We start from the raw sequence: 22,953 nt of genomic DNA, 5'->3' as shown, positions 1-22,953 counted from the left end.
CCCGGCTTTTTGATTGCCGGAGGTCATGGACATATCGGAACCGGCTTCTGTATTATACTGATCGGATGAATTTTGCTGGTTTTTCTCGGATTGTGCTGATACGCCTTGTACACTGTTTTTCCCGGTTTTTTGAATACGGGAAGCAAAGGACATATCGAGGCCGGCTTCTGTCCCATATTGGTCAGTTGGATCTTTTTGTTTTTTCTCAGCTTTTGCGGCTTCGCCTTGTTTATTCTTTTTATTTTGCTCATCAGCCGGTTTAACAGAAATATCAGAGCCGGCTTCGGTTTGGTATCGGTCCACAGAAATGGTTTTCTTTTTCTGGTCCTGAATCACAGCGCCCTGCTGATCAATATTGGCTTTATTAATGGCAGGCCTAATCGCCATATCTGATCCCGCTTCAGTTTGGTATTTATAAGTAGAAACAGCGTTATTGGCATTTTTGTTGTCGTTTTGGCCGCCGGTGTTTTTCTTATTTTGCTGGGATTGTCCAGCCGGCCCCTGCTTCAGCATATACATATGGAAAAAGTACTCGCCAATTGCAATCACAACGGCGGATAAAAGAGCAGCTGACCATAACGAAATACGCGGTTCGAATAAAATGGATCCCAGCAGCCAAACACCAATCAATACAAGAACTAAATCTGCCGCAGCCGCAGTGGGATTACCGTAGCGTGGTAAAATAAATAAGTCCCCAAGAAGAAAGCCGGCGGCGGTCAGCACAACGCTTGTTGTAAGGATGTCACCTAAGGAAATACCAAACATTAAACCTAAAATAATCCAAAGAACAACGGTCACCATGACAAATTTTATTAACAATGCTGCTACATATTTCATCGTATTTGCTCCTCTCCCTCTTTAAAGTCGTTGCCATCGTGCTTTCTTTTGCTTGATAACGGATGAAAAATAAACGGATGACTCATCAGCTGATTTGTCATGCCTTTGAGTAGGATGTGAAGTTGAAAGCGAAAATATTTAAATTATTTTGCTTTTTGCTTTCCAGTAAGTTTAAACGGCAAAAATGCCGGCCCTTGTATTTGTAAAGGACCGGCATTTTGTATAGAGGGAATCCGTTTTACTAACAGCATAAAATCATTTTATTTGGAGGAAAATAACAAAAAATGCAGCTGTCTTTCTAAAGGGACGACAAAACAACTAAATGAACCGATTCTAAAGGAATGATGCGTTTTACTTTTTTGGGGGTGACAATAGTAACGGTTTCTTCGTTGACCTCATGAATGAAGCCGATTATACTTTTTTTGGATAAAACGATTTTTACCTTTTTATCGATACAGCCTAATAAAAAAATCGGAAGCGTTATTTTAAAAAAAAGATGAATCAATTCAGGAGAGGAAGCAACCGTTTCTCCGAATTTAAATGTAAGACATCGCCGGAGCAGGGGATCAATATCAATCAATGCCGGCTCCTTTACAAGTCCGGGGTGGCGTGTAAAAGACTTTATAGACTGTATTTTTGAAAAAGGAATGATTATTTCTTGTTCTTTCTTCTTTAAAACAACAAAGTCACGTCCAGCAATGTGGACACGTCCCGACTGCTTGTAAAGAAGAGCCCTGCTTGTTGGCCGTGTTTTTTTAAGAAGCTTTTTTCGGCTGGCATGTGCTTTCGACCATACAATGCCGCTTTTTTTCTGTTTTCTGGCTGCTCGTTTTCTCTTAAGTAAACCATCCTTACTGCTTTTTGTTTTTGTTCCTCTTTTAACGGCCGGCAGGTCTGCTTCACTTTCGCGTGTAAGAATGACCTCTGCCCACTGGCCTACCAAACCTTCAAATGATACTCTGCGTCCTTCCTCTGACTGTTCGTTCGATAAAGCAAGGTTAAGCAGAAGCGCGTTTGTTTCGTCAATTTTTGCTTCAAGCTCCTCCTGCTCTTGTTCCGGGAGACAGGAAGGCGGTGAAGGGAAAGCTGGTCTATTTTCGCCCTTTGAACAACATTCCTCCTGCTCAAAAGAACCTTCAAAATCTGAATGTTCCTGCATAGAATCACTTCCTTTTTAGCACAAGTAAAAACCACGTTATTCTTTCTTCATATCGTATGTAATGGATTTTTAGTGGTGACTTGAAAATGAATTCTATTTTTTTGCAGAAAAGGGCGGTAGTTTATTCGTGTTTACTAGTCAAGCATAAGATAATAGTAGGCTGTAAGAAGCAAAGCAGCTTTTATTCGATGCTTTTATCAGCTGACTTATAAAGAGAGAGGAGGAGAAAGATGACTATATCAAACTGTGGTTGTCACGATTTCGGAAAACATGATCACCATTCCTGTGGCTGCAAAAAAAACCATCATTTCGGCTGTTTTCACACACAAAACCATCATCAAGACCACCACTTCACGCATCAAGGCTTATGCAGCCGCTGTGGACATGGACACATGAATGATCATTTTAATAAATGTCTATGTGACAACCGATTCCGCATTCGCTTGAGCGGATTAAGAAGCAGCATGGCGTTTCGTCTGCGTCAGCTGATCGGCTGCCGTGTTAAGATTGGCCTTGAGGAAGAAACAGTCGTTCAAGGAAAAATTACCTTTGTAGGAAATGATTTTGTCGAGGTGGTTGTGAAAGTCAAAGAAGCGAAGCATAAGCATGAATTCAAGAAAAAAGTTTTTCTTGTCCAATTTGATAAAATCAAATGGGTAGAACAGTTAGACAAATTTTAAGCTTTCCGATGTGAAAATGTATGAAAAAGCGGTAATCCGTAAGGATTACCGCTTTTTTATGGGAAAACGAACCATTCGATGATTCTGCAAACATCAATGAGACAAAGGCGGCAAATGAGGCTGTACTTTACTGTGAACCCGAATAATTCCCCACATTCCCTGCTCAATATCCCAGCGAATGTTTCCGGCCCGGTACATATAATCTCCTGGGTAGTTATACGTTCCGCCAGCACCGCCGATTAAGAGGAGATCTTCCGTTACACCTACAACCATATGGCCTGTGTATGAATCAATACGGGATTCAATATCTCTCGGATCAAATTTCCAATTATGTCCATGGATGTGAAAAGTATGTGCTCTTCGACGTTCTGAAGGAGTGGTAAGCCGGACAACAATAGGATCACCGGGATACGCTTCAAAAACAGGTGTGGCCGGATCACCGTGTACCTCTGAACTAAATAAGTCACCTAAAACAGGGTGTTTTCGGAAGCGGTTAATAAGCCTTTCCGTCCGGTAATTAAAGCCGCGCGAACCAAAATCATAAGTGTCTACTTCATCATCTTCAGCTTCGTCGGGTTCTAGAAGGACACCATCCAGTGGATCGATAATCACTTTACCATGCTTATCCTCTAAACGAACACCGTCATGCATCACCAGCACAAATTCTCTAAACCTGTCGTTGAGTGGGTGTTGAAGCAGCACATTGGTGCCTGTTCGGACAGGCTCCAGCGTGTAAGGATCAAGGTACGTAGTGAAGCGCGGTTCTGCGATAAAGGCGCCAAATGTTCCAAAGGAGCGGTGGTTCCGTAAATCAGCCAGATCCCACATGGCGCAGGTGCCCATGGCGTCCTGCACATGCCAGCGGTACGTAATCGTTTCACCAGGACCTACCGTTTGATCAGGATTAAAACCGACAGTGCCGCCGCTCGAAGTGGTCACATCATAATCGAGCATATTGACGTGCAGGGAAATCCGCAGAGAAGGCGGATAAAAAGCCTGTTCTTTTACCGGCGGGTAAGGGTGGATGCCATCCGGAAACGGGAATAAATCAAACTTTAGTTTGCTGGTCAGGGTCACTTCCACAAGATCACCAGAATTTCCGCGAAGAACAAGCGGCTCTGGATTTTTTTTGCCCGACAGGATGTCGTCTACGTCTTCTTCTAAAGCAAACACGATACCATATGGATCATGGTCTCCGAACGAGTTGTATAAAATTGGCGTTTGAAAAGCGACGACACTGTATCGGCGAATCGGCGCATTGTGCGCCACTTCAGGCGGAAGGGTAGACTGCGGATCGGCAGGAGCCGGCGGCTTTCCGGTTACCTCAGGCAGCGGCCGTGTTCTTGGCTCCGGCAAGGGCTGGTCAGACAGCGGAATCAAGTCTTCTACTTCCTGGTCATAAGCGCGAATCAGTCCCCACGTACCGTTCCAGATATCTTCTTCTGTTTCAAAAGCCCACAAATAATCACCGGCTCTTGGAATATCCATTTCAAATGTAAAAGATTCTGAAATGCCGATATGCTGCTGCGAACGCATTTGTGAATCATTGCTCGGCCGTTCAGACTTCCACCTTAATCCATGCAAATTAAAACTGTGTGATTCTTCATGGGCACCCTGCAGCAGCCGAATGCGGATGGAATCTCCTTCATAAGCCCGAAAAACAGGGGTGAGGGGGTCTCCATTCACATAAGAGCTGAAGGAATAAGCAGGGTCACATTCTTTCCCGAGCCGGAACTGCAGCGGTTCATTTTTGTAATTGACCGCAAAAATACCGGGATCGTCCTGTGAACCGGGAAACTGCGGCGGCTGAATCGGACAGCCGTCTTTATCAAACAACAGGGCAAAATCCTGGACAAACAGGGTGAAGTCACGGTAATCAGCAATTAGCGGGTGATGGACAGTAATCTCGGCTCCTTGGTCGGTTTCTTCACCTGTTTTAGAATCCAAAAACTGAGAAAAGCGAGGCTGCACGACAATTGTTCCAAAAATCCCATGCTGCTGATGGGAAACAGGAAACAGGTGATCGTGAACGAAAAAGGCTTTTAATTCCGTATCGGCAAAATATTCATATCGAGCGGTTTCATTCGGAAGAACGGAGCTGTCATAATTCCAGCCTACGTTAGCACCATCACATACAAGAACATCGAATTTTACGAAATGAATGTGAAAACCGACCTCATAGGTCCGCGTCACCAGCTGAAAAGCGTCACCATCTAAAATATGGGGCAGCCGATTCGTAAAGTTGATTCGAATACAGGTGCCGGCGGGTACATGTAAAACAAGCGGTTCTGGTTCTTTTTTTCCGGACCGTACATCATCTAAATCTTCATCGAGTACATATAGTCTTCCTTTTGGGTCGTACCAGCCTTGTTTGTTATAAACGATCGGCATTTCAATGACCGATATATTAAACTCGACAACAACCGGATTATCCAGGCACGGATCTACAAACACGGCGCCTGGTCTTGCATTGGGTACCGCCGCATTTTTCTCAAGCTCGGTCATGTCCCGGCCACCGACAATGCCGAGAGGCGGCCGTGGCGCCTTGCAGCCGACTTTTCCGGGAATGAAGTTTGGAAATCCCGGTCTTTCTTTTGTCGGACGCGGCGGAAAAGGACGGTCGGGAAGCGGCTGAAGTGGTGCGATTGGTATGCCATTTGGATAGCACTGGCTCCCGTCCTGCAATGTGTCAAAAATGCGGTTCATCCCCCACATGCCGGCTTCAAAATGCGGGTATAAATGGCAGTGAATAATCACATCCCCGATCGTGCCAGGCAGACTTCCAAGTCCGTATAAAGGCTGTATGCTATAGTGAGACTGCGGGCTGATCGCCTGCGCATCCACAATTTCAGACTGAACGTTACCCGGATCTCTCAGCCATTGATGCGCATGGTAGTGAAAAACGTGTGTTTCTTTTGAAGCCGCATGAATAAGGCGGATAATAGCCGGGTCATCCCGGTATCCGCGCAGAATAGGTGTTGCCGGATCACCGAACATCCAGGAGTCATGATGAACCTCTTCGCCTTCAACCTCGGGAGAGACAACTCCTTCTTCCACCAGCCTTAAGCGGTTGTGAAGGGGTTCATACCGGTAGTTCACCCCGTGAAACGATTCGCTTTCCTGATTGGTCATCGGGTTCAGCGGACGGTTGCCCGTTAAATCATCGACCTCCATTTCGTCATGGAAAAACCATGCATACTCACGGAAGGAGGGAAGGAAAGGATTGTGAATATCCGCAAACGCGCCACTGTTGATCGGTCCGCCTGTTATGGGATCGGTCCACCAGGAGCCTCTTTTTTCAACGAGCAATGTGCCGAACAGGCCCTGGATACTGGAGCCTTTCTCTGTGCTCGATACATTGCCAACATCGGTGAAAAAACAAATTCCTTCAAACGTAGCGTCCAGCTTGTAAAGAAGCTGTTCACCGCATTCAGCCAGTGAGCTCGGGTTAAATCCGACATTGGCTCCATCTGATGTCAGCACGTTATAATCAAGATCTTGAAAGTGCATGCCTGCTGCAAAGGGAAGCTGATTTTCAAAGAGAATTTCAACAACATCACCTTCGTTCGCCCTGATCGTAAGCGGCTGCACCAGGTCTACGGGAGTAAAAGGATTTTTGCGGATCAGTTCTTTCACCTTTGACTCATTTTCCTTCAGCACATACATTTGTCCATCAGGGTTATGGTCGCCAAAATTGTTGACGACCATCCGGATGGGAATCGCGACTACATGGAAACGCCGTATCATCGTTTTCCCTCCTTGTTACACCATATCATTTAACTCTGGAATGCACGGTTCACCAGGAAATTCGATGTAAAACACCTCTATATTTTGTACGTTGATGATCCAGGTGCGGTTTTCCAGCTGCGCAAAATGTGTTGTTTCAACAAGCAGCTCAACATGGTTGTCAATTAAAGAAACGATTTGTCCAATAAACATAAATGGGTAGGAGGGTGTTAATATAAAGGCTTTCTGGCCAATACCTGCTGCAAAATGGTCGATGAGCGCTGCGTTATGAATACCGGCAAAGTCTACTGAATTTGGAAGAGAAAAGGTCATCTTGTTTACACACCCCTTATCTGTTTTTTTAAATAAGTGGGAATCGCTCTCCACAATCAAAACAAGGTGTCAGCTGAGCAATCTTTTCTATAGGAATAGACAACGGTGTTGGGAATTGAAAAAACGGAGCATTTAAAATTTTAATGGTAACCGGATCAATCGTCAGATGGCCTCCGTCAACTTCAACGATAGGCCCGCAAAAAATTGGCCTGAATGTCTGCCCAAGCAAATTTAGCTGAGAAGCCTCTGTCACAATCAAAACACTTTCGCCAATTAAACCAGTTAATTCTTCAATAAAATCGTCCTCGTCATCCTCTTCTTCCTCATCCTCTTCTTCCTCGTCATCCTCTTCTTCTTCTTCTTCCTCTTCTTCCTCTTCTTCCTCTTCTTCCTCTTCTTCCTCTTCTTCCTCTTCTTCTTCTATTTCCTCAACCTGTTCTTCGTCGTTTTCTTGCTCTTCTGGATGTTCTTTTTCTTCCGCGTTGTCCGCTGATCGTTCTAGTTCATCGCTCGTGCTTTCGCTTTCTAGCACTGCCGTTTCATTTTCCTCGGCAATCAGGTTTTCATCTCGTTTTTCTTTTTCATCCTGTTTTTTGCTCATTTTATTTCTCCTTTACTAAATGGTTTCGCCGACAAGCGTGCGATGGGAGAATGAAGACCACATTCACCTGGTAATTCTTTGAAATAGCCTTGATACAATTAATGGAAATAGGCTTATGTAACGTATGCTTCGGATTGAGACAATATGCGCAGCGTTAATTTCATATTTTTCCTTCCCAAAAGACAGTCGGAGGATCTGGCCGTCTGTATCCTCAATTTTTCCGAGTAAAGTTTTTTTCTCAGTCTCGACTTTTACCCAGAATGACTTCCAGGAATTCAAGTTGGTTAAAAGGGTTTCTTCATAAAACTGCTGAATGAGCACGTCTCTTGCGGCAACGGTCTCGCCAAAATTGGAAAGTAAACGCTGTTTGAGCTGGTTATCATAAATAACGTTTTGATGGGTGGTGGAATAAAGAGGAATGCCTGTTGGAATATTAGCAGATTCAATGGCTTGAAAAGGAATCCAGATCCGCTCTTTTATACTTGTGAGCATGACAAAATCACGGCCAACTGCATTCACCTTGCCTGTTATTTCAACAACTTGGTCATTCTTTTTCAAAAAAACAATAACCTGCTGATTCCGTCTCATTTTAAGAAACTTCTTAAGCATTAAGAACTTCTTTTTTTCGGGCGCTGATTTTGCGATTTGCAGCAGGTTTGCCTGTTCCTTGTATTCAGTAAACAAGCGTATTTCTTCTGTAGGCACTGATCCGGAAGGGGAGCTGAAGCTTACTTTTTTTTCAATTATTTTGCTTTCAGTCCGCGGTTCATGCTTTCTTTTTTCGAGTAAAACGGAAAGGTATTGGTCAAATCTCATACCGGTTTTCATTACATTCCCCCTTATGCCAGACTACAGAAAATTTATATGTACACCTGGAATGATTATGCTGATAAAAAAACAGCCTGAACAGCAGGTTGTTTTTTGCTTTGCGGGATAAGAACTTTAAAGAATAAAAGAAGATTGCTTAAAAAAGTTAGCAAAATTGGTTAGACGCATTATACGGGCGTGTTGGCAGGTTCATACGATGTAGAACCAAGAAAAAAACTTGGAATAAAAAAAGGAAGGAGGTTAGCGCACACATGCATACCTGGAAATGCAACCACTGCCGATACAAGAATAATCCTAAGGCAAAAAATTGCAAACGTTGTAATGCGTATCATTACAAAAAAAATCTTGATCATTATAAAAAGGAGGAAAAGAAAATGGAATGTAAAGATAAAAAACACAAGAGAGTGTATACGTCAGGACCTATTTCAAATGCAACATCCGCAGCTGCTCAAGCTGCCCAAGAACTATGGGTATCTGTTACAAACTTTGATAAAAATGCAGTTGAGGTGAAAGTAGAGGTGTTAAACTGGGGTGACCCTGCTATTTCTGCTGGACTTGCAACTACACCTGTTGGTATGGCCGTTCCAATGAAAGCGATGGCTGTACCGGTCATGCCTGCAGAAAAAACAAAAATTCCGTGCCATCAGACACAGCACTTTTTTGGGGACTTACTAACAGGCGGTCCTTTGGCAACACCAGTTCTTTCATTTGAAATTCGCATCACAGTACTGAGTAAGGATGATGATGCAAAAGTTGTTTTCAATGCTGTTTCCTACAGCGCAGAAGCAGCAGAGCCGGAAGAAGAGGAAGTCGACGTGCTAGGGCTGGAAGAAGAAGAGGAAGAGCCGGAAGCAGCCGCAACAGTAACAGCCGCTATGTTCACATTCAAAGATTTTGTTTTGCTGGAAAAGAAATAAAGCAGCCCCTTTAAGGTTTGGTAAGACCCCTGAGCTGAAAGGGGTCTTATTTATATTTATGACCAAAAGAGATATCTGCTTAACAACACGCATAGCTATAAAAAGCAAAAATGGCACAGCAGCTGTTTTTATTAACTTATTCAGCCAGTGAACGTGAGGTGCGAAAATGAAGGAAATTACCCTGGCATACCTTTTGGCGATAGACTTATTACTATACAGCATTTTATTTGTTTATGTATTCCGCCGGAAAAAGTTGATTGGTATTCAGCTCGGAATGAATATCAGTCAGGTAATGGGCGGAGTTGCAGCCCTGCTGGCTGGGATTGTTTTTATTTTATTGTTTCCCTTTCACTTTACACTGATTACGATCATTTCCGCAGCAATTGGTGTGGCGGCAGGCGCAGCATTCGGGCTGCTTTTTGATTATCAAACCTGTTTGGCCGGGTTAACAAATGGCTTTATTGTCGGCCTGATGGCTCCCATGCTGGGGTCAGTACTGGATATGCCGGGACAACTAATTTGGTTTATTCACGGTCTTTTTTTGTTCTGTATTCTTTTTATCGTTATTTCTATTCAAAGGTCGTGAAGGAATTGATGTTTACTTTGCTTTTAAGCGGTTGGAGCGGAATTGGATTATACCGGGTTTATCATTTGTTAAGGAAAAAGCGGCTGCTTTTCGATGATCATTTTACGCTGGTCATTTGTATGTCCATCACCATGCTTGCGTCTTTTCTTTTTAGCATGTACACCATTCTGCTTTTTCCGGATCTATATGCTGCTTCTTTGCTTCTTGGTATATGGATTGGCTGGAAATTCGGTGCTTTGCTGCGAACACCGGCCCAATTAACGGGATTGTACAATGGAGCGATGGGCGGAGCAATGGGTACAATGTTTGGAGCTGTGCTGCAAAATCCAGCTTTATGCAGAATTCCTGTCGAATCAGCGGCTGCTGTCGATTTGTACAGTATCCCATTTGTGGCTGCTTGCTTTTATTCGTGCGTATTACTGTCCATTCGTCATTCATTGCGGTTGTAGAAAGGGGAATCAGGAAGTGAAGCAGGTCATCGTTTCGGCTGCTGCATTAGCAGGCTGCTTGTTCATTTTTTACGTGTGGACCTCTTTATCAGACTTGCCGAAGCTTGGAAAAGTGGAAGGAGCCTCCTTGCAGGAAGTGAGTGGAAGTGATTTTTCACTAGAAGGAAAGCCCATGCTGGTAGCTTTTTTTTACACGAAGTGCCCGGATATCTGTCCGTTTACAATGCAGGATTTAAAAAAGCTGCAGCAGGCATTGGCTGAAAAAGGAATATCAGAAAATCAATATGGTATTTTATCGGTCACGCTTGACCCGGCATTCGATACAGCTCCAGTCATTTTGCAATATAAGGAAGCGTTTGGGATTACTTCACCTAACTGGCTGTTTTTGAGAGGCTCCGAACAGGAAACAGAAAATTACGCCAGGCAGTTTAATATGGTATATGAAAAAAGCGAAGAAGGCGTGATTACTCATTCAACATCCATGTATATTGTAGATGCGGGCGGCCAGATTAGAGCGGTGCATGAGATGGCATCAGGAACGGAAAGAGTGGATATTGAAAAAACGACCGAGCATCTTATCCAGCTAATAAAATGAAAAGTCAGCCCAAACGCATTTGGGGCTGACCGGGATATTTATTATGCTTTTACCCATTCTGTTTCTAATTCAACGCCGGCTGCTCTCAACAGTGTCAGGACAGGGCAGCGGGCATCTGTTTTTTCTTTTAATTCTGCCAGTCGCTCTTCGGACTCATTTGTTGAAACTTTTGCTTTAAACCAGACTTTCTCAAAAAACACCTGGACTTCCGGCTCTCCACGCATGCCGAGTGGGTCCAGCTGCCCTTTTGCATCTATTTCCATAGACTGAAGGTCAAAATTCATTTCCTGCGCTACCATGTAAGCGACAATATTTTCACAGCCGGCTAAAGAAGCAAGAAGATACGAAAGGGGATCGGGCCCCTTATCACCGCCGCCAACTGCTGGTGGTTCATCCAATATGATTGTGTGCTGCTTTGATTGAATAGTCGTTCTTAATTTTTCCGTTGTACCGGTTACATGAAAAGTCATTTTGTCTTTTAAATCCATGTATCGATCCTCCTGTTGTATGGCATGCTCGTATAGCTTGCCGCAGTTCAGAAAAATTAAACACGAAATGGGCTGCGGAGAAACCGCCTAGCGAGAAGTTGTTTTCAGACCGGCTGCCCAGTTTTCCGCTGCCAAATCCCCGTTTATTTTTACGGCGGCTTCATAGCCCTGACTCGCAGCACCGACCAGGCTTGTAAATGTGTTTTTAGCATCTCCGATAATAAACAAATCCTTTAATTCTGTTTGTCCATGCTGTCCGGTTACGTATTCATTTTTATCATTGAGCGGGATGCCAAGCCGGGCTGGAAGAATAGAGCTCTGGCGTTCTCCAGTGGAAGCCATAAATCCACCACTGCGATGGATACTTTCTCCGCTCTGTAAAATTACTTTTTTTAATTGGCCGTCTGTAGACTTCAGCTCGGCGATAGGTGTTTCAATCAGTGGAATGCCGTAGTGCTCAAGCTGTTCTCTTTCCTCTGCTGTTATGCCGGCAGGTCCGTTTGAAAAAATCATTAAGTCATGGCTCCAATTGAAAATAAGCTTCACAAAAGGAAGGAGTGCTTTTCCTTGAGCAAAAAGTGCAATAGGATCATGCTGCCGTTCCCAGCCGTCACAGTACGGGCAGTGAAAAACTGTTTTTCCATAGACTTCTTTTAAACCCGGAATATTGGGCAGATGGTCCTTCATTCCGGTGGCAAAAATCATTTTTTTGCCGGACGCTGTTTTTCCATTTTTCGTTTTTACATAAAAAAGACCGTTTTTTCGTTCAACGTCTTCTATAACATCCATCATAAAAGTGACATTTGGATACGTTTTTAATTGCTGTCTGGCAATTTCTCTGATCTCGTTCGGGCTCGAGCCGTCTCTTGTTAAAAAACCGTGCGATACCAGTGTAGCGCTGTTTCTTGGCTCGCCCTCATCAATAACCAGCACTTTTTTCAACGACCTGCCCAAAACGAGCGCTGCATTTAACCCGCCCGGTCCACCGCCTGCAATGACGACGTCCAATTGCTCATTATCCATGTTTATGGCCCCCGTTTAGTCTTATTATCGTTTCGCCTGTTCCCTTAATAACGCGAAATCAAACGTTAAAACAACAGTATTGGTCACACTCATTTTGGTCATACTAAAGTCCAGGAGGTGTAAACCAATGGCGAAAGACGTTCTTTGCGAAGTGAATAACTGTAAGTACTGGAATTCCGGAAACAAGTGCGGCGCAGAGTCTATTTACGTAGTGAGTCATAAAGGCAAGCAAGCCTCCAAACAGGAAGAAACCGATTGTAAAACATTTGTACCAGAAGTGTAAGTTGTAAAAATGGAGGGGCAGCCATCGGGCTGTCCTCTTTTTTAGTATTGATAATTCCTTCCTTTTCATACATGGGTACAATTTATTTTGGGGTGTTTGTTTTGAAGAGAAGATAAACTTTTGCTTTTGTTGGTTGATTCACATGCGGAAGTGGTATGATACTAGAAAGAGCTAGAAATGAAAGGGGAATTCTTGTATCATGCGTGAATTACAAAAAGAAATCATTGAAGAACTGCAAGTGCAGCCGCAAATCGATCCACAAAAAGAGATTCGCCGAAGCATTGATTTTCTCAAAGACTATCTCCGGCAGCATTCTTTCTTGAAAGGATTTGTTCTTGGTATTTCTGGCGGACAGGATTCAACACTTGCTGGACGTCTCGCGCAGCTGGCAGTCGAGGAACTTCGTGAAGAAACGAACAAGGATTATACGTTTTATGCAGTACGCCTTCCATACGGTGTTCAAAAAGACGAGCCGGACGCTCAGGATGCTATGGACTTTATCGGCGCGGATGAGCGTCTGACAGTTAATATCAAAGGAGCAGTGGATGCAAGCGAAGCAGCAATTGAAGCTGCCGGCATTGAAATTTCCGACTTTGTTAAAGGAAACGATAAAGCACGTGAACGGATGAAAGTTCAATTTGCGATTGCAGCAGCAAAGGGCGCAGTTGTAATTGGCACGGATCATGCAGCAGAAGCGGTCACTGGCTTTTATACAAAGTTTGGCGACGGGGCAGCAGACATTGTGCCTTTGTTCCGTTTAAATAAACGCCAGGGGCGGTCAATGCTGAAGGAGCTGGGAGCGCCAGAGCACCTGTATATGAAAGTGCCGACGGCTGACCTTGAGGACAATAAACCGCTTATTCCTGATGAAACGGCACTGGGTGTCACGTATGAGCAAATCGATGATTACCTTGAAGGAAAAGAAATTCCAGTTGAAGCCGCCGAAAAAATCGAAGCTCATTTTACAAAAACACGTCACAAACGTCATTTGCCGATTACTATTTTTGATGACTTTTGGAAAAACTAACGCTTTCCGGCATAGGCCGGAAAGCTTTTTTATGGAGAAAAGAAAATGATGTAAACGGTATCCGTCGCAGAGCTGTGCACCTTATTACTTTTTGAATTTTCAATAAACAGAACAATGCCTTGACCGTCTCCTTTGAACCATATAAAATGAGGTCAAAATGTGTGAACACGAACAAAAAATAGATAAGTGTTTCCGATAATACGGAATTGAAGGGAAGAGAGTAAAATCATGACAGGGAAATCAGAATTGCAGCACCAGGAAATGATTCTTGTACTTGACTTTGGAAGCCAGTACAACCAGTTGATCACACGTCGTATTCGCGAATTTGGCGTATACAGCGAGCTTCATCCGCACACAATTACAGTTGAAGAAGTTAAAGAAATGAATCCAAAAGGGATTATTTTCTCAGGCGGCCCAAACAGCGTATATGCAGATGACGCCTTTCATTGCGATGAGCGCATCTTTGACTTGAATGTGCCGATTTTCGGTATTTGCTATGGTATGCAGCTGATGACAAAACACTTTGGCGGTACGGTTTCAAAAGCGTCGCACCGTGAATACGGAAAAGCTGCTATTACCGTTCAAAATGAGTCTGCTCTATTTACAGATCTTCCGAACGAACAGGTGGTGTGGATGAGCCACAGTGACCTTGTAACAGAAGCGCCAGCTGGTTTCACAGTTGATGCGGTGAGCCCGTCGTGCCCTATTGCTGCAATGAGCAATAAAGCTGAAAACCTGTACGCAGTTCAATTCCACCCAGAAGTAAAGCATTCTGTATACGGAAACGAGCTTTTAAAGAACTTTGTATTCGGTGTATGCAGCTGTACAGGCGACTGGTCTATGGAAAACTACGTTGAAATTGAAGTGGAAAAAATCCGCCAGATCGTCGGCGATAAAAAAGTGCTTTGCGCGATGTCCGGCGGTGTAGATTCATCTGTTGTAGCGGTTCTGATCCATAAAGCAATTGGTGATCAGTTAACATGTATTTTTGTTGACCACGGCCTTCTTCGTAAAGGGGAAGCTGAGCAGGTTATGGATACATTTGCTAACGGCTTTAACATTAATATTATTAAAGTCGATGCGAAAGAGCGCTTCATGAACAAGCTGGCAGGCGTATCAGATCCAGAACAAAAACGTAAAATTATCGGCAACGAGTTTATTTACGTATTTGATGATGAAGCATCAAAACTTCAAGGGATTGAATTCCTGGCCCAAGGAACACTTTACACGGATATCATCGAAAGCGGTACAGCTACGGCGCAGACGATCAAATCGCATCACAATGTAGGTGGACTGCCGGAAGATATGCAGTTTAAGCTGATTGAGCCGCTTAGCACGCTGTTTAAAGATGAAGTGCGCGCGCTTGGAACAGAGCTTGGTATTCCAGACCACATCGTTTGGCGTCAGCCGTTCCCGGGTCCTGGACTAGGTATCCGTGTGCTTGGAGCCATTTCAGAAGAAAAATTAGAAATCGTTCGTGAATCTGATGCGATTTTGCGCGAGGAAATTGCCAATCACGGTCTTGAGCGTGAAATTTGGCAGTACTTCACTGTCCTTCCAGATATCCGCAGTGTAGGGGTCATGGGAGATGCTCGCACATATGATTACACAGTCGGTATCCGTGCTGTTACATCCATTGACGGTATGACATCGGATTGGGCGCGTATTCCATGGGATGTGCTTGAAGTGATTTCTACGCGTATTGTCAATGAAGTCGCACACGTAAACCGCGTTGTGTATGACATTACGAGCAAGCCGCCTGCAACAATCGAATGGGAATAAGCGAACAAAAACAATAAAAAAATAATTTTTGTTCGTGTTTTGTATTGACGAACAAATAGTATATCAGTAAAATGAAAGAGTACATTTATTACTTTTACATGCATCGTATATCGTCGAGAATAAGGCTTGACAGTTTCTACCGGACTGCCGTAAATGGTCCGACTACGAATGAATGGAAAGAGAATGTCTCTTTCTATATTCTTTTGTTAGTCGTACCCGGAGCATCCATTGCTCCGGGTATTTTTCGTTCGTATATAAGATCGAAGGGAGAAAAAAGAATGAGAAAGTTTTTCCATATGGATGAACTTGGAACAACGTACCGCCGCGAGATCATTGGCGGCTTGACGACGTTTTTATCTATGGCGTACATTTTGGTGGTCAATCCGCTGACATTATCGCTGCAGTCTATACCGGACCTTCCGGATGCGATGAGAATGGATCATGGGGCGGTCTTTACAGCTACGGCATTGGCTGCCGCAATTGGATCGATTATTATGGGACTGCTTGCCAAGTATCCGATTGGCCTTGCGCCAGGCATGGGGTTAAATGCATTTTTTGCATATACAGTTATCTTAACGTATGAAATTCCTTGGCAGACAGCGCTGACCGGTGTTTTATTCTCGGGTATTATTTTCATTATTTTAACGATGACAGGCTTGCGGGAAACGATTATTAACTCGATTCCGCTCGAGCTTAAATATGCGGTTGGAGCAGGGATTGGTTTATTTATCACATTTGTCGGCTTTCAAAATGCGGGCATTATCGTCAATGACGACGCTGTGCTTGTTGGACTTGGGGATTTGAGTTCTGGCCCGACACTTCTGACGATTTTTGGTTTGATTATTACGGTTATTATGATGACTAAAGGAGTCAACGGCGGCATTTTTTACGGTATGCTGATCACAGCAGTAGTCGGCATGATTTTTGGCCTTGTGGAGCTGCCGGCTAAAATTGTTTCAGCGGCACCGAGTGTAGCACCGACATTCGGCGTAGCACTTGAAAACATTTTCCAAACGCCGGGCGACATTTTCACACTGCAAATGCTTGTAATTGTTTTAACGTTTTTGTTTGTTGATTTTTTTGATACAGCAGGAACACTTGTCGCAGTTGCTACTCAAGCAGGCTTGATGAAAGACAATAAGCTGCCGCGGGCAGGAAAAGCGCTGTTAGCTGATTCTTGCGCAACCGTAGCAGGAGCACTTCTTGGAACATCAACTACAACGTCGTATATTGAATCATCTGCTGGTGTAGCTGCTGGAGCGCGAACAGGTCTTGCGGCTGTAGTAACAGGTGTATTGTTCCTTTTATCTATTTTCTTCTTCCCGCTATTATCCGTTATCACATCACACGTAACAGCACCGGCGATCATTATTGTCGGCGTGTTGATGGTATCGTCTTTAGGGCTAATTGACTGGAAGAAGTTTGAAATTGCCGTTCCGGCGTTTTTAACGATTATCGCAATGCCTCTTTCTTACAGTATTGCAACTGGGATTGCAATGGGCTTTATTTTCTATCCGATTACAATGCTTGTAAAAGGACGCGGAAAAGAAATCCATCCAATTATGTATTTCTTATTTATTGTATTTGTGCTTTATTTTGTATTTTTAAAATAGTTCTCTAACACCTCTCTTCTAAACAGAGAGGTGTTTTTTTGCGTCGTCCTCATGCTATACTGTAAAAAACAAAACAACGGGGATGTGCTATGGAAAAATTTTTTGTGAAAAAAGTACTAAATAACAATGTGCTGATTGCAGCCGCAGATGATGAGACAGAGGTTGTATTAATTGGCAGGGGGATCGGTTTCGGACGGCAGCAGGGGGATAGCATCGTGCGAAGCTCAGTGGAAAAGCTGTTTGTATTAACAGATAGAAACGAACAGGAACAGTATAAAAAGCTGCTGCCTCATTTAGATGATGAAACACTAAAAGTGATTATTGCGGCAGTAGAACTCATTCGTGAGCGGGTAGGGAAAACGCTGAACGAACACATCCACGTTGGCTTAACGGATCACTTGTTGTTTGCCGTCAACCGTATGATGCGCGGTATGGGCATTCGCAATCCTTTTTTACTGGAAACGAAAGCGCTCTATCCGTTCGAATACGAGGTAGCTGAGGAAGTGACCAGGCTGATTAACAGTAAGCTGACAGTAAGCCTGCCCGAAGGAGAAACCGGGTTTATTGCCCTTCATATACACAGTGCTATTGCAAACAAGGATGTCAGAGATTTGAGCCGCCATTCCGAGCTGATTTCCACACTGATTGAAATGATTGAACAAAGACTCGAAGTGCAGTTGGACAAAGAAAGCATCGACTATATGCGGCTTGTACGTCATATCCGCTATACCATTGAGCGGGTCGTCCGTGGGGAAAAGGTCGAAGAACCAGAAAAAATTGCAAACCTATTGAAAGCGGAATATCCGGTGTGTTATAATCTGTCGTGGAAGCTAATCAAAGTAATGCAGCAGACTTTAAAACATCCCGTGTATGATGCAGAAGCGGTTTATTTAACGATGCATCTGCAGCGGATACAGACAAAAATGAAATAATTACATTGTTCTTTACGTGTTACTGATACGATCAGGCATGAGTAAGGAAGATACAGGGAAAATAGGGGTTTTAGAACTTCTATTTCCTAATGTCTTCTTTTCTCATGCCTTTTTTCGTGTTGTCTGTCTGATTCACCTTTGAGATGCACATACTAATCAATATAGAGGAGGAAACACACATGTTTAAAAAGCTTTTCGGTGTGCTTCAGAAAATCGGTAAAGCACTTATGCTGCCTGTAGCAATTTTGCCGGCTGCCGGACTTTTGCTTGCTTTTGGTAATGCGTTGCAAAATCCAGCCCTAACTGATTTGGCACCGTTTTTAACAGCTGACTGGGTTGTTACAGTCGCATCTGTTATGGAAAACTCAGGTGACATTGTTTTCGGAAACTTACCGATACTCTTTGCGGTCGGTGTAGCGATTGGTCTTGCCGGCGGAGACGGAGTTGCCGGTCTTGCTGCAATTGTCGGATATTTAATTATGAACGCGACAATGGGTACAGCGCTTGGGCTTGAAAGAATTGCTGTTCTAGAAGCAGGGGATCCTGCTCACGCACTGATTCTTGGCATTCCATCCCTGCAAACAGGTGTATTCGGCGGGATTATCATGGGGGCTATTGCTGCCTACATGTATAACAAATTCTTTAACATTGAATTGCCGTCTTACCTGGGCTTCTTTGCGGGCAAACGGTTCGTCCCAATTGCCACAGCGGCTTCAGCAGTAATCCTTGGTCTTCTTATGATCGTAATATGGCCTCCAATTCAAAGTGGTTTAAATGCTTTCTCGCATGTGTTATTAGGAGGCAATCTTGCTATATCGGCTTTTATTTTCGGTGTAATTGAACGGAGCTTGATTCCATTCGGTCTTCATCACATTTTCTACTCACCATTCTGGTATGAATTTGGTCAGTATACAACAGCAGCGGGTGAGATTGTTCGTGGTGACCAGCCAATGTTTATGGCGCAAATTAGAGACGGTGTAGAAAACTTAACAGCGGGTACATTTATGACAGGTAAATATCCGTTTATGATGTTCGGTCTTCCGGCAGCAGCGCTTGCGATTTACCATGAAGCGCGTCCGGAGCGTAAAAAAGTAGTGGCGGGTCTTATGGGTTCTGCTGCACTAACGTCTTTCTTAACAGGGATTACAGAGCCGCTTGAGTTCTCATTCTTGTTCGTAGCGCCTGTTCTTTTCGGTGTTCATGCGATTTTTGCGGGTCTATCATTTATGACAATGAGCTTGTTGGATGTAAAAATTGGTATGACATTCTCCGGCGGTTTGATTGACTATACATTATTCGGTCTTTTGAATCCGCAGACAAATGCATGGATTGTTATTCCAGTTGGTCTTGTACTTGCTGTTATTTATTACTTCGGTTTCCGCTTTGCGATCCGCAAATTTAACCTGGCAACACCAGGGCGTGAAACGGAAGATGAGGATAGTGAAGAGAGGCCAGCAGTTGTAGCAGGCGACCTTCCATATGAAATTTTGGATGCAATGGGCGGAAAAGAAAACATTGCCAATCTTGATGCATGTATTACACGTCTTCGTGTATCGGTAAATGATATTGGCAACGTAGATAAAAAACGTTTAAAACAGCTTGGAGCGGCAGGTGTTCTTGAAGTGGGGAACAACATCCAGGCGATCTTCGGGCCAAAATCAGATGGTCTTCGCCACCAGATGGCTGATATTATGAAAGGCAACAATCCTCGTCCGACAGCAACAGTAAAACCGGATCAGGAAGTGCAAAAAGAAGTAGAAAATGCGGCTCCAGCTGCAATCCGTAATGATGTAGAAGATAAATTTGTTGCACCTATATCAGGTGAGCTTCTGCCAATTACAGAAGTGCCAGATCCTGTTTTCTCAGGGAAAATGATGGGCGACGGCTTTGCGATCAAACCAAATGACGGTACAGTTGTATCTCCGGTAAACGGTAAGATCATTAATGTCTTCCCGACAAAGCATGCGATCGGTATTACTGCGGACAGTGGACGCGAAATTCTGATCCACTTCGGTATCGATACAGTAAAATTGAACGGAGAAGGCTTTGAAGCTCTTGTATCAGAGGGTGATGAAGTCAAAGCAGGCCAGCCTCTTCTTAAAGTGGATCTGGACTACATTGCGAAAAATGCCACATCGACGATCACGCCGATTATTTTCACAAACCTTGCAGAAGGTCAATCTGTAACGGTTGAAAAGCCGGGAACTGTGACAAATGGCGACGAGAATATTATCACTATTAAATAAGAAGCAACCCGCCCCAGCCGAATATTCGGCCGGGGCTTTTTTAATGAGCGTCGATATGGTAAACTGCCGTGGAAGAGGAGTGGATAATTGTGATGGATAATGCGTTATTAATGGTTGTCATTATTTTGCTGATCAATATTGTATACGTTTCATTTTTTACGATCCGCATGATTTTGACACTGAAAGGCTACCGGTATACAGCAGCTTTTGTAAGTATGATTGAGGTTGTTATTTATGTTGTAGGTCTTGGACTTGTACTCGATAACTTAAACGAAATACAAAACCTGATTGCTTATGCGGTCGGCTACGGTATAGGCGTGATTGTCGGCATGAAGATCGAGGAAAAGCTGGCGCTCGGATATATCACGGTAAATGTGATTACAAAGGAGTATGACAAAGATCTGCCGAAGCAATTGCGCCAGGAAGGCTATGGCGTGACCAGCTGGGCAGCAAACGGTCTTGAAGGCGAACGGATGGCCCTGCAGATTTTGACACCGCGTAAATATGAGCTGAAGCTGTATCAGAAAATTAAAGACCTCGATCCAAAAGCATTTATTATTGCTTATGAACCGAAAACCATTCATGGCGGCTTCTGGGTAAAACAAGTGCGAAGAGGAAAATTGATGCCATGAGCAAAAAAAAGAATTTTTACGTGGAAGAAAATGAAACAATTGACGAATGCCTGGAACGAATGAAGCGTGAAGGCTACGTGCCGGTTCGGCGGATAGAAAAGCCGCTCTTCGAAGAACGGAAGGAAAACGGGGAAACAATTCATGTGCCGATTGGCCGTGAAATCGTCTTTGAAGGAAAAATAATGACTTAAATACGAACATTAAAATATAAGTAATAAATATCGTTCGATTTTTTATTGACAACCCCTTCGATCGGTTGTTAATATGTAGAGGACAAATAAAGCACCTCATATAATAGCGGGAATATGGCCCGCGAGTTTCTACCGGCCGCCGTAAACGAGCCGACTATGGGGAAAGCATTCGTACTCTCGATCGACTACGGGCGAATCGCTTTCTCCTTTTTACCGGAGAAGCGGTCTGCCCGTTTTTTTATGGCTAGCTCCGGACACCATCAGTTTAAAGTCATAAGCCAATCCCTTATGGAGGCACAAAACGCCTTCAACAGGGATTATCTTATGCTCATCACTTAAAGCTGGGCGTCCTGCGCTTTTCTTTTGTAAACAAATCTCACAATGGAGGATCAAGATGACGATTGAAGTTGGCGTTATTATGGGAAGCACATCAGATTGGGAAACAATGAAGCACGCATGTGACGTACTCGATGAACTTGACATTCCCTATGAAAAAAAAGTGGTGTCCGCACACCGCACTCCTGATTTGATGTTTGAATATGCCGAAACGGCACGGGAGCGAGGCATTAAAGTAATCATTGCAGGAGCAGGAGGGGCTGCTCATTTGCCAGGTATGACAGCAGCTAAAACGACTCTGCCGGTTATCGGCGTCCCTGTTCAGTCAAAAGCGTTAAATGGACTTGATTCTCTTCTTTCTATCGTTCAAATGCCAGGCGGCGTGCCTGTTGCTACAACAGCGATTGGCAAAGCTGGTGCAACCAATGCCGGTCTGCTGGCAGCGCAAATTTTGTCGATCGCAGACGCAGGTGTAGCAGCGCGATTGGACAAGCGCCGAAAGGAAACCCAAAAAACGGTCCTCGAAAGCAGTGATCAGCTTGGCTAGAAAAATCATTGAACCGGGAAAAACGATTGGCATTATCGGCGGCGGACAATTAGGACGTATGATGGCACTGGCCGCTAAAGAAGCGGGCTTTCGCATCGCCGTTCTTGAACCGGCAGAAGGAGCTCCGTGCACGCAGACAGCGGATATCGTCATCCAGGCGCCTTACAATGACCAGGACGCACTTCAGCGCCTGGCACAAGTAAGTGACGTGATTACCTATGAATTTGAAAATATTGACTATGAAGGTTTAAAAGAGCTGATGAAAACGGCCCATATTCCGCAGGGAGCAGAGCTGATCCGTATTACGCAAAACCGTGTTTACGAAAAAGAAGCGATCTCGAATGCAGGCGTACCGGTTGCCCCTTACCGGGTGATTCAGTCTGAATCTGATCTGCACAAAGGGATCGAGGCGCTCGGCCTGCCGGCTGTATTGAAAACCGCAACCGGCGGATATGACGGCAAAGGGCAGTTTGTGTTAAGAGAAGTGAACCAGGCAGCCCAAGCAGCCAAGCTGCTTACGCACGGTGAGTGTGTACTTGAACAATGGATTCCATTCCAAAAAGAAATATCGGTCATTGTAACACGCAATCCAGAAGGGGAAACAACATTTTTCCCGGTGGCAGAAAACATCCACGTAGAGAACATTTTGCACGAATCAATTGTACCGGCTCGTATTTCAAAAGAAACCGATCGAGCAGCACACGAGGCAGCAGAAAAAATTGCTTCCGCTCTATCGCTTGTCGGCACCCTGGCTGTTGAAATGTTTGTAACAGAAGAAGGCGGCATTTACATTAATGAGTTGGCACCACGGCCGCATAACTCCGGGCATTATACGATCGAAGCGTGTGGAATCTCTCAGTTTGGCCAGCACATCCGTGCTGTTTGCAACTGGCCGCTGAAAAGCACAGCGCTTTTAAAGCCAGCTGTCATGGTCAACGTGCTCGGTGAACATGTAGAAGGTGTTGTGAGCGCCATTGTGGACAAGCCGGAATGGTCCATCCACTTATACGGAAAAGATGAAGCAAAAGAAAAACGGAAAATGGGGCATGTAACCATTTTGACAGACAATATTGATGAAACCTTAACCGAAATCCAGGAAAGCCGGATTTGGACAAAATAAACGACGATTAATCGGAGGATGA

Annotated in this window: 23 protein-coding genes and 2 riboswitches; of the genes, 15 read left to right on the top strand and 8 right to left on the bottom strand. The window is 44.2% G+C overall.

Features of this window, described 5'->3' with window-relative positions; translation table 11 throughout:
• A partial coding sequence (locus tag VP97_RS11330) for a YndM family protein (RefSeq protein WP_050181968.1) occupies positions 1 to 837 on the bottom strand: 837 nt, incomplete at its 3' end.
• Between the two features lie 298 nt (positions 838 to 1,135).
• Positions 1,136 to 1,996, bottom strand: a complete 861-nt coding sequence (locus VP97_RS11325; protein ID WP_050181967.1) for a hypothetical protein — start codon at positions 1,994 to 1,996, stop codon at positions 1,136 to 1,138.
• A gap of 230 nt (positions 1,997 to 2,226) precedes the next feature.
• On the opposite strand from VP97_RS11325, the gene VP97_RS23815 reads away from it, so the two are divergent.
• A complete protein-coding gene (locus VP97_RS23815; protein WP_156153469.1) occupies positions 2,227 to 2,676 on the top strand; it encodes a hypothetical protein in 450 nt (149 codons plus the stop codon).
• A 93-nt stretch (positions 2,677 to 2,769) separates the two neighbouring features.
• Here the strand turns inward: VP97_RS23815 and VP97_RS11315 are convergent, their stop codons facing one another.
• The 4 genes from VP97_RS11315 to VP97_RS11300 form a co-directional block, all read right to left on the bottom strand.
• The gene (locus VP97_RS11315; protein WP_050181965.1) at positions 2,770 to 6,423 is read right to left on the bottom strand and encodes a multicopper oxidase domain-containing protein; all 3,654 of its coding nucleotides are present in this window, start codon (positions 6,421 to 6,423) and stop codon (positions 2,770 to 2,772) included.
• A 15-nt stretch (positions 6,424 to 6,438) separates the two neighbouring features.
• A complete protein-coding gene (locus VP97_RS11310) occupies positions 6,439 to 6,735 on the bottom strand; it encodes a hypothetical protein (protein ID WP_050181964.1) in 297 nt (98 codons plus the stop codon).
• Between the two features lie 28 nt (positions 6,736 to 6,763).
• Positions 6,764 to 7,336, bottom strand: a complete 573-nt coding sequence (locus tag VP97_RS24845; protein ID WP_342667318.1) for a hypothetical protein — start codon at positions 7,334 to 7,336, stop codon at positions 6,764 to 6,766.
• Between the two features lie 63 nt (positions 7,337 to 7,399).
• Positions 7,400 to 8,164 (bottom strand): hypothetical protein, encoded by a 765-nt coding sequence (locus VP97_RS11300; RefSeq protein WP_082220327.1) that lies wholly within the window; start codon positions 8,162 to 8,164, stop codon positions 7,400 to 7,402.
• A 374-nt stretch (positions 8,165 to 8,538) separates the two neighbouring features.
• Here VP97_RS11300 and VP97_RS11295 point away from each other — a divergent pair, with 374 nt between their 5' ends.
• The 4 genes from VP97_RS11295 to VP97_RS11280 all read left to right on the top strand — a co-directional run bounded on the left by VP97_RS11295 (position 8,539) and on the right by VP97_RS11280 (position 10,711).
• Complete coding sequence (locus VP97_RS11295; RefSeq protein WP_050181963.1) at positions 8,539 to 9,081, top strand: hypothetical protein; 543 nt, start codon at positions 8,539 to 8,541, stop codon at positions 9,079 to 9,081.
• Positions 9,082 to 9,247: 166 nt separating this feature from the next.
• On the top strand, positions 9,248 to 9,667 hold the full coding sequence (locus VP97_RS11290; protein WP_050181962.1) for a hypothetical protein: 420 nt from the start codon (positions 9,248 to 9,250) through the stop codon (positions 9,665 to 9,667).
• 8 nt (positions 9,668 to 9,675) lie between these two features.
• Positions 9,676 to 10,116, top strand: coding sequence for a hypothetical protein (locus tag VP97_RS24510; protein WP_050181961.1), 441 nt, complete (start codon positions 9,676 to 9,678; stop codon positions 10,114 to 10,116).
• A gap of 16 nt (positions 10,117 to 10,132) precedes the next feature.
• Entirely contained in the window at positions 10,133 to 10,711 is a 579-nt protein-coding gene (locus VP97_RS11280; protein ID WP_050181960.1) for an SCO family protein, read from the top strand.
• Between the two features lie 41 nt (positions 10,712 to 10,752).
• On the opposite strand, the gene VP97_RS11275 is transcribed toward VP97_RS11280, so the two are convergent.
• Both VP97_RS11275 and VP97_RS11270 read right to left on the bottom strand, forming a co-directional pair.
• Entirely contained in the window at positions 10,753 to 11,199 is a 447-nt protein-coding gene (locus VP97_RS11275; RefSeq protein WP_050181959.1) for an OsmC family protein, read from the bottom strand.
• 87 nt (positions 11,200 to 11,286) lie between these two features.
• A complete protein-coding gene (locus VP97_RS11270) occupies positions 11,287 to 12,222 on the bottom strand; it encodes an NAD(P)/FAD-dependent oxidoreductase (protein WP_050181958.1) in 936 nt (311 codons plus the stop codon).
• A 127-nt stretch (positions 12,223 to 12,349) separates the two neighbouring features.
• Here VP97_RS11270 and VP97_RS23270 point away from each other — a divergent pair, with 127 nt between their 5' ends.
• The 10 genes from VP97_RS23270 to purK all read left to right on the top strand — a co-directional run bounded on the left by VP97_RS23270 (position 12,350) and on the right by purK (position 22,931).
• Positions 12,350 to 12,505 (top strand): DUF1540 domain-containing protein, encoded by a 156-nt coding sequence (locus tag VP97_RS23270; RefSeq protein ID WP_082220325.1) that lies wholly within the window; start codon positions 12,350 to 12,352, stop codon positions 12,503 to 12,505.
• Positions 12,506 to 12,704: 199 nt separating this feature from the next.
• Entirely contained in the window at positions 12,705 to 13,532 is an 828-nt protein-coding gene (nadE, locus tag VP97_RS11265; protein WP_050181957.1) for an ammonia-dependent NAD(+) synthetase, read from the top strand.
• 228 nt (positions 13,533 to 13,760) lie between these two features.
• On the top strand, positions 13,761 to 15,314 hold the full coding sequence (gene guaA / locus VP97_RS11260) for a glutamine-hydrolyzing GMP synthase (RefSeq protein WP_050181956.1): 1,554 nt from the start codon (positions 13,761 to 13,763) through the stop codon (positions 15,312 to 15,314).
• 83 nt (positions 15,315 to 15,397) lie between these two features.
• Positions 15,398 to 15,499: riboswitch (purine riboswitch) on the top strand.
• A 93-nt stretch (positions 15,500 to 15,592) separates the two neighbouring features.
• A complete protein-coding gene (locus tag VP97_RS11255; protein ID WP_050181955.1) occupies positions 15,593 to 16,927 on the top strand; it encodes an NCS2 family permease in 1,335 nt (444 codons plus the stop codon).
• 89 nt (positions 16,928 to 17,016) lie between these two features.
• Positions 17,017 to 17,859: a glucose PTS transporter transcription antiterminator GlcT gene (glcT, locus tag VP97_RS11250; RefSeq protein WP_050181954.1), complete on the top strand. Its 843-nt coding sequence runs from the start codon at positions 17,017 to 17,019 to the stop codon at positions 17,857 to 17,859.
• 179 nt (positions 17,860 to 18,038) lie between these two features.
• Positions 18,039 to 20,105, top strand: a complete 2,067-nt coding sequence (gene ptsG / locus VP97_RS11245; RefSeq protein ID WP_050181953.1) for a glucose-specific PTS transporter subunit IIBC — start codon at positions 18,039 to 18,041, stop codon at positions 20,103 to 20,105.
• 92 nt (positions 20,106 to 20,197) lie between these two features.
• Positions 20,198 to 20,737, top strand: coding sequence for a DUF2179 domain-containing protein (locus tag VP97_RS11240; protein WP_425388458.1), 540 nt, complete (start codon positions 20,198 to 20,200; stop codon positions 20,735 to 20,737).
• The gene (locus tag VP97_RS11235) at positions 20,734 to 20,928 is read left to right on the top strand and encodes an NETI motif-containing protein (protein WP_050181951.1); all 195 of its coding nucleotides are present in this window, start codon (positions 20,734 to 20,736) and stop codon (positions 20,926 to 20,928) included. Before VP97_RS11240 ends, VP97_RS11235 begins: the two co-directional genes overlap by 4 nt.
• A 76-nt stretch (positions 20,929 to 21,004) precedes the next feature.
• A riboswitch (purine riboswitch) is annotated at positions 21,005 to 21,105 on the top strand.
• A 217-nt stretch (positions 21,106 to 21,322) separates the two neighbouring features.
• Positions 21,323 to 21,811, top strand: coding sequence for a 5-(carboxyamino)imidazole ribonucleotide mutase (gene purE / locus VP97_RS11225; protein ID WP_050181949.1), 489 nt, complete (start codon positions 21,323 to 21,325; stop codon positions 21,809 to 21,811).
• On the top strand, positions 21,804 to 22,931 hold the full coding sequence (gene purK, locus VP97_RS11220) for a 5-(carboxyamino)imidazole ribonucleotide synthase (protein ID WP_050181948.1): 1,128 nt from the start codon (positions 21,804 to 21,806) through the stop codon (positions 22,929 to 22,931). Before purE ends, purK begins: the two co-directional genes overlap by 8 nt.
• Positions 22,932 to 22,953 lie beyond the last annotated feature (22 nt).

Source organism: Domibacillus robiginosus (genome assembly GCF_000966195.1).
In the GTDB taxonomy this organism is placed as follows: Bacteria; Bacillota; Bacilli; order Bacillales; family Domibacillaceae; genus Domibacillus; species Domibacillus robiginosus.
This window is presented reverse-complemented; position numbering and strand designations above follow the sequence as displayed.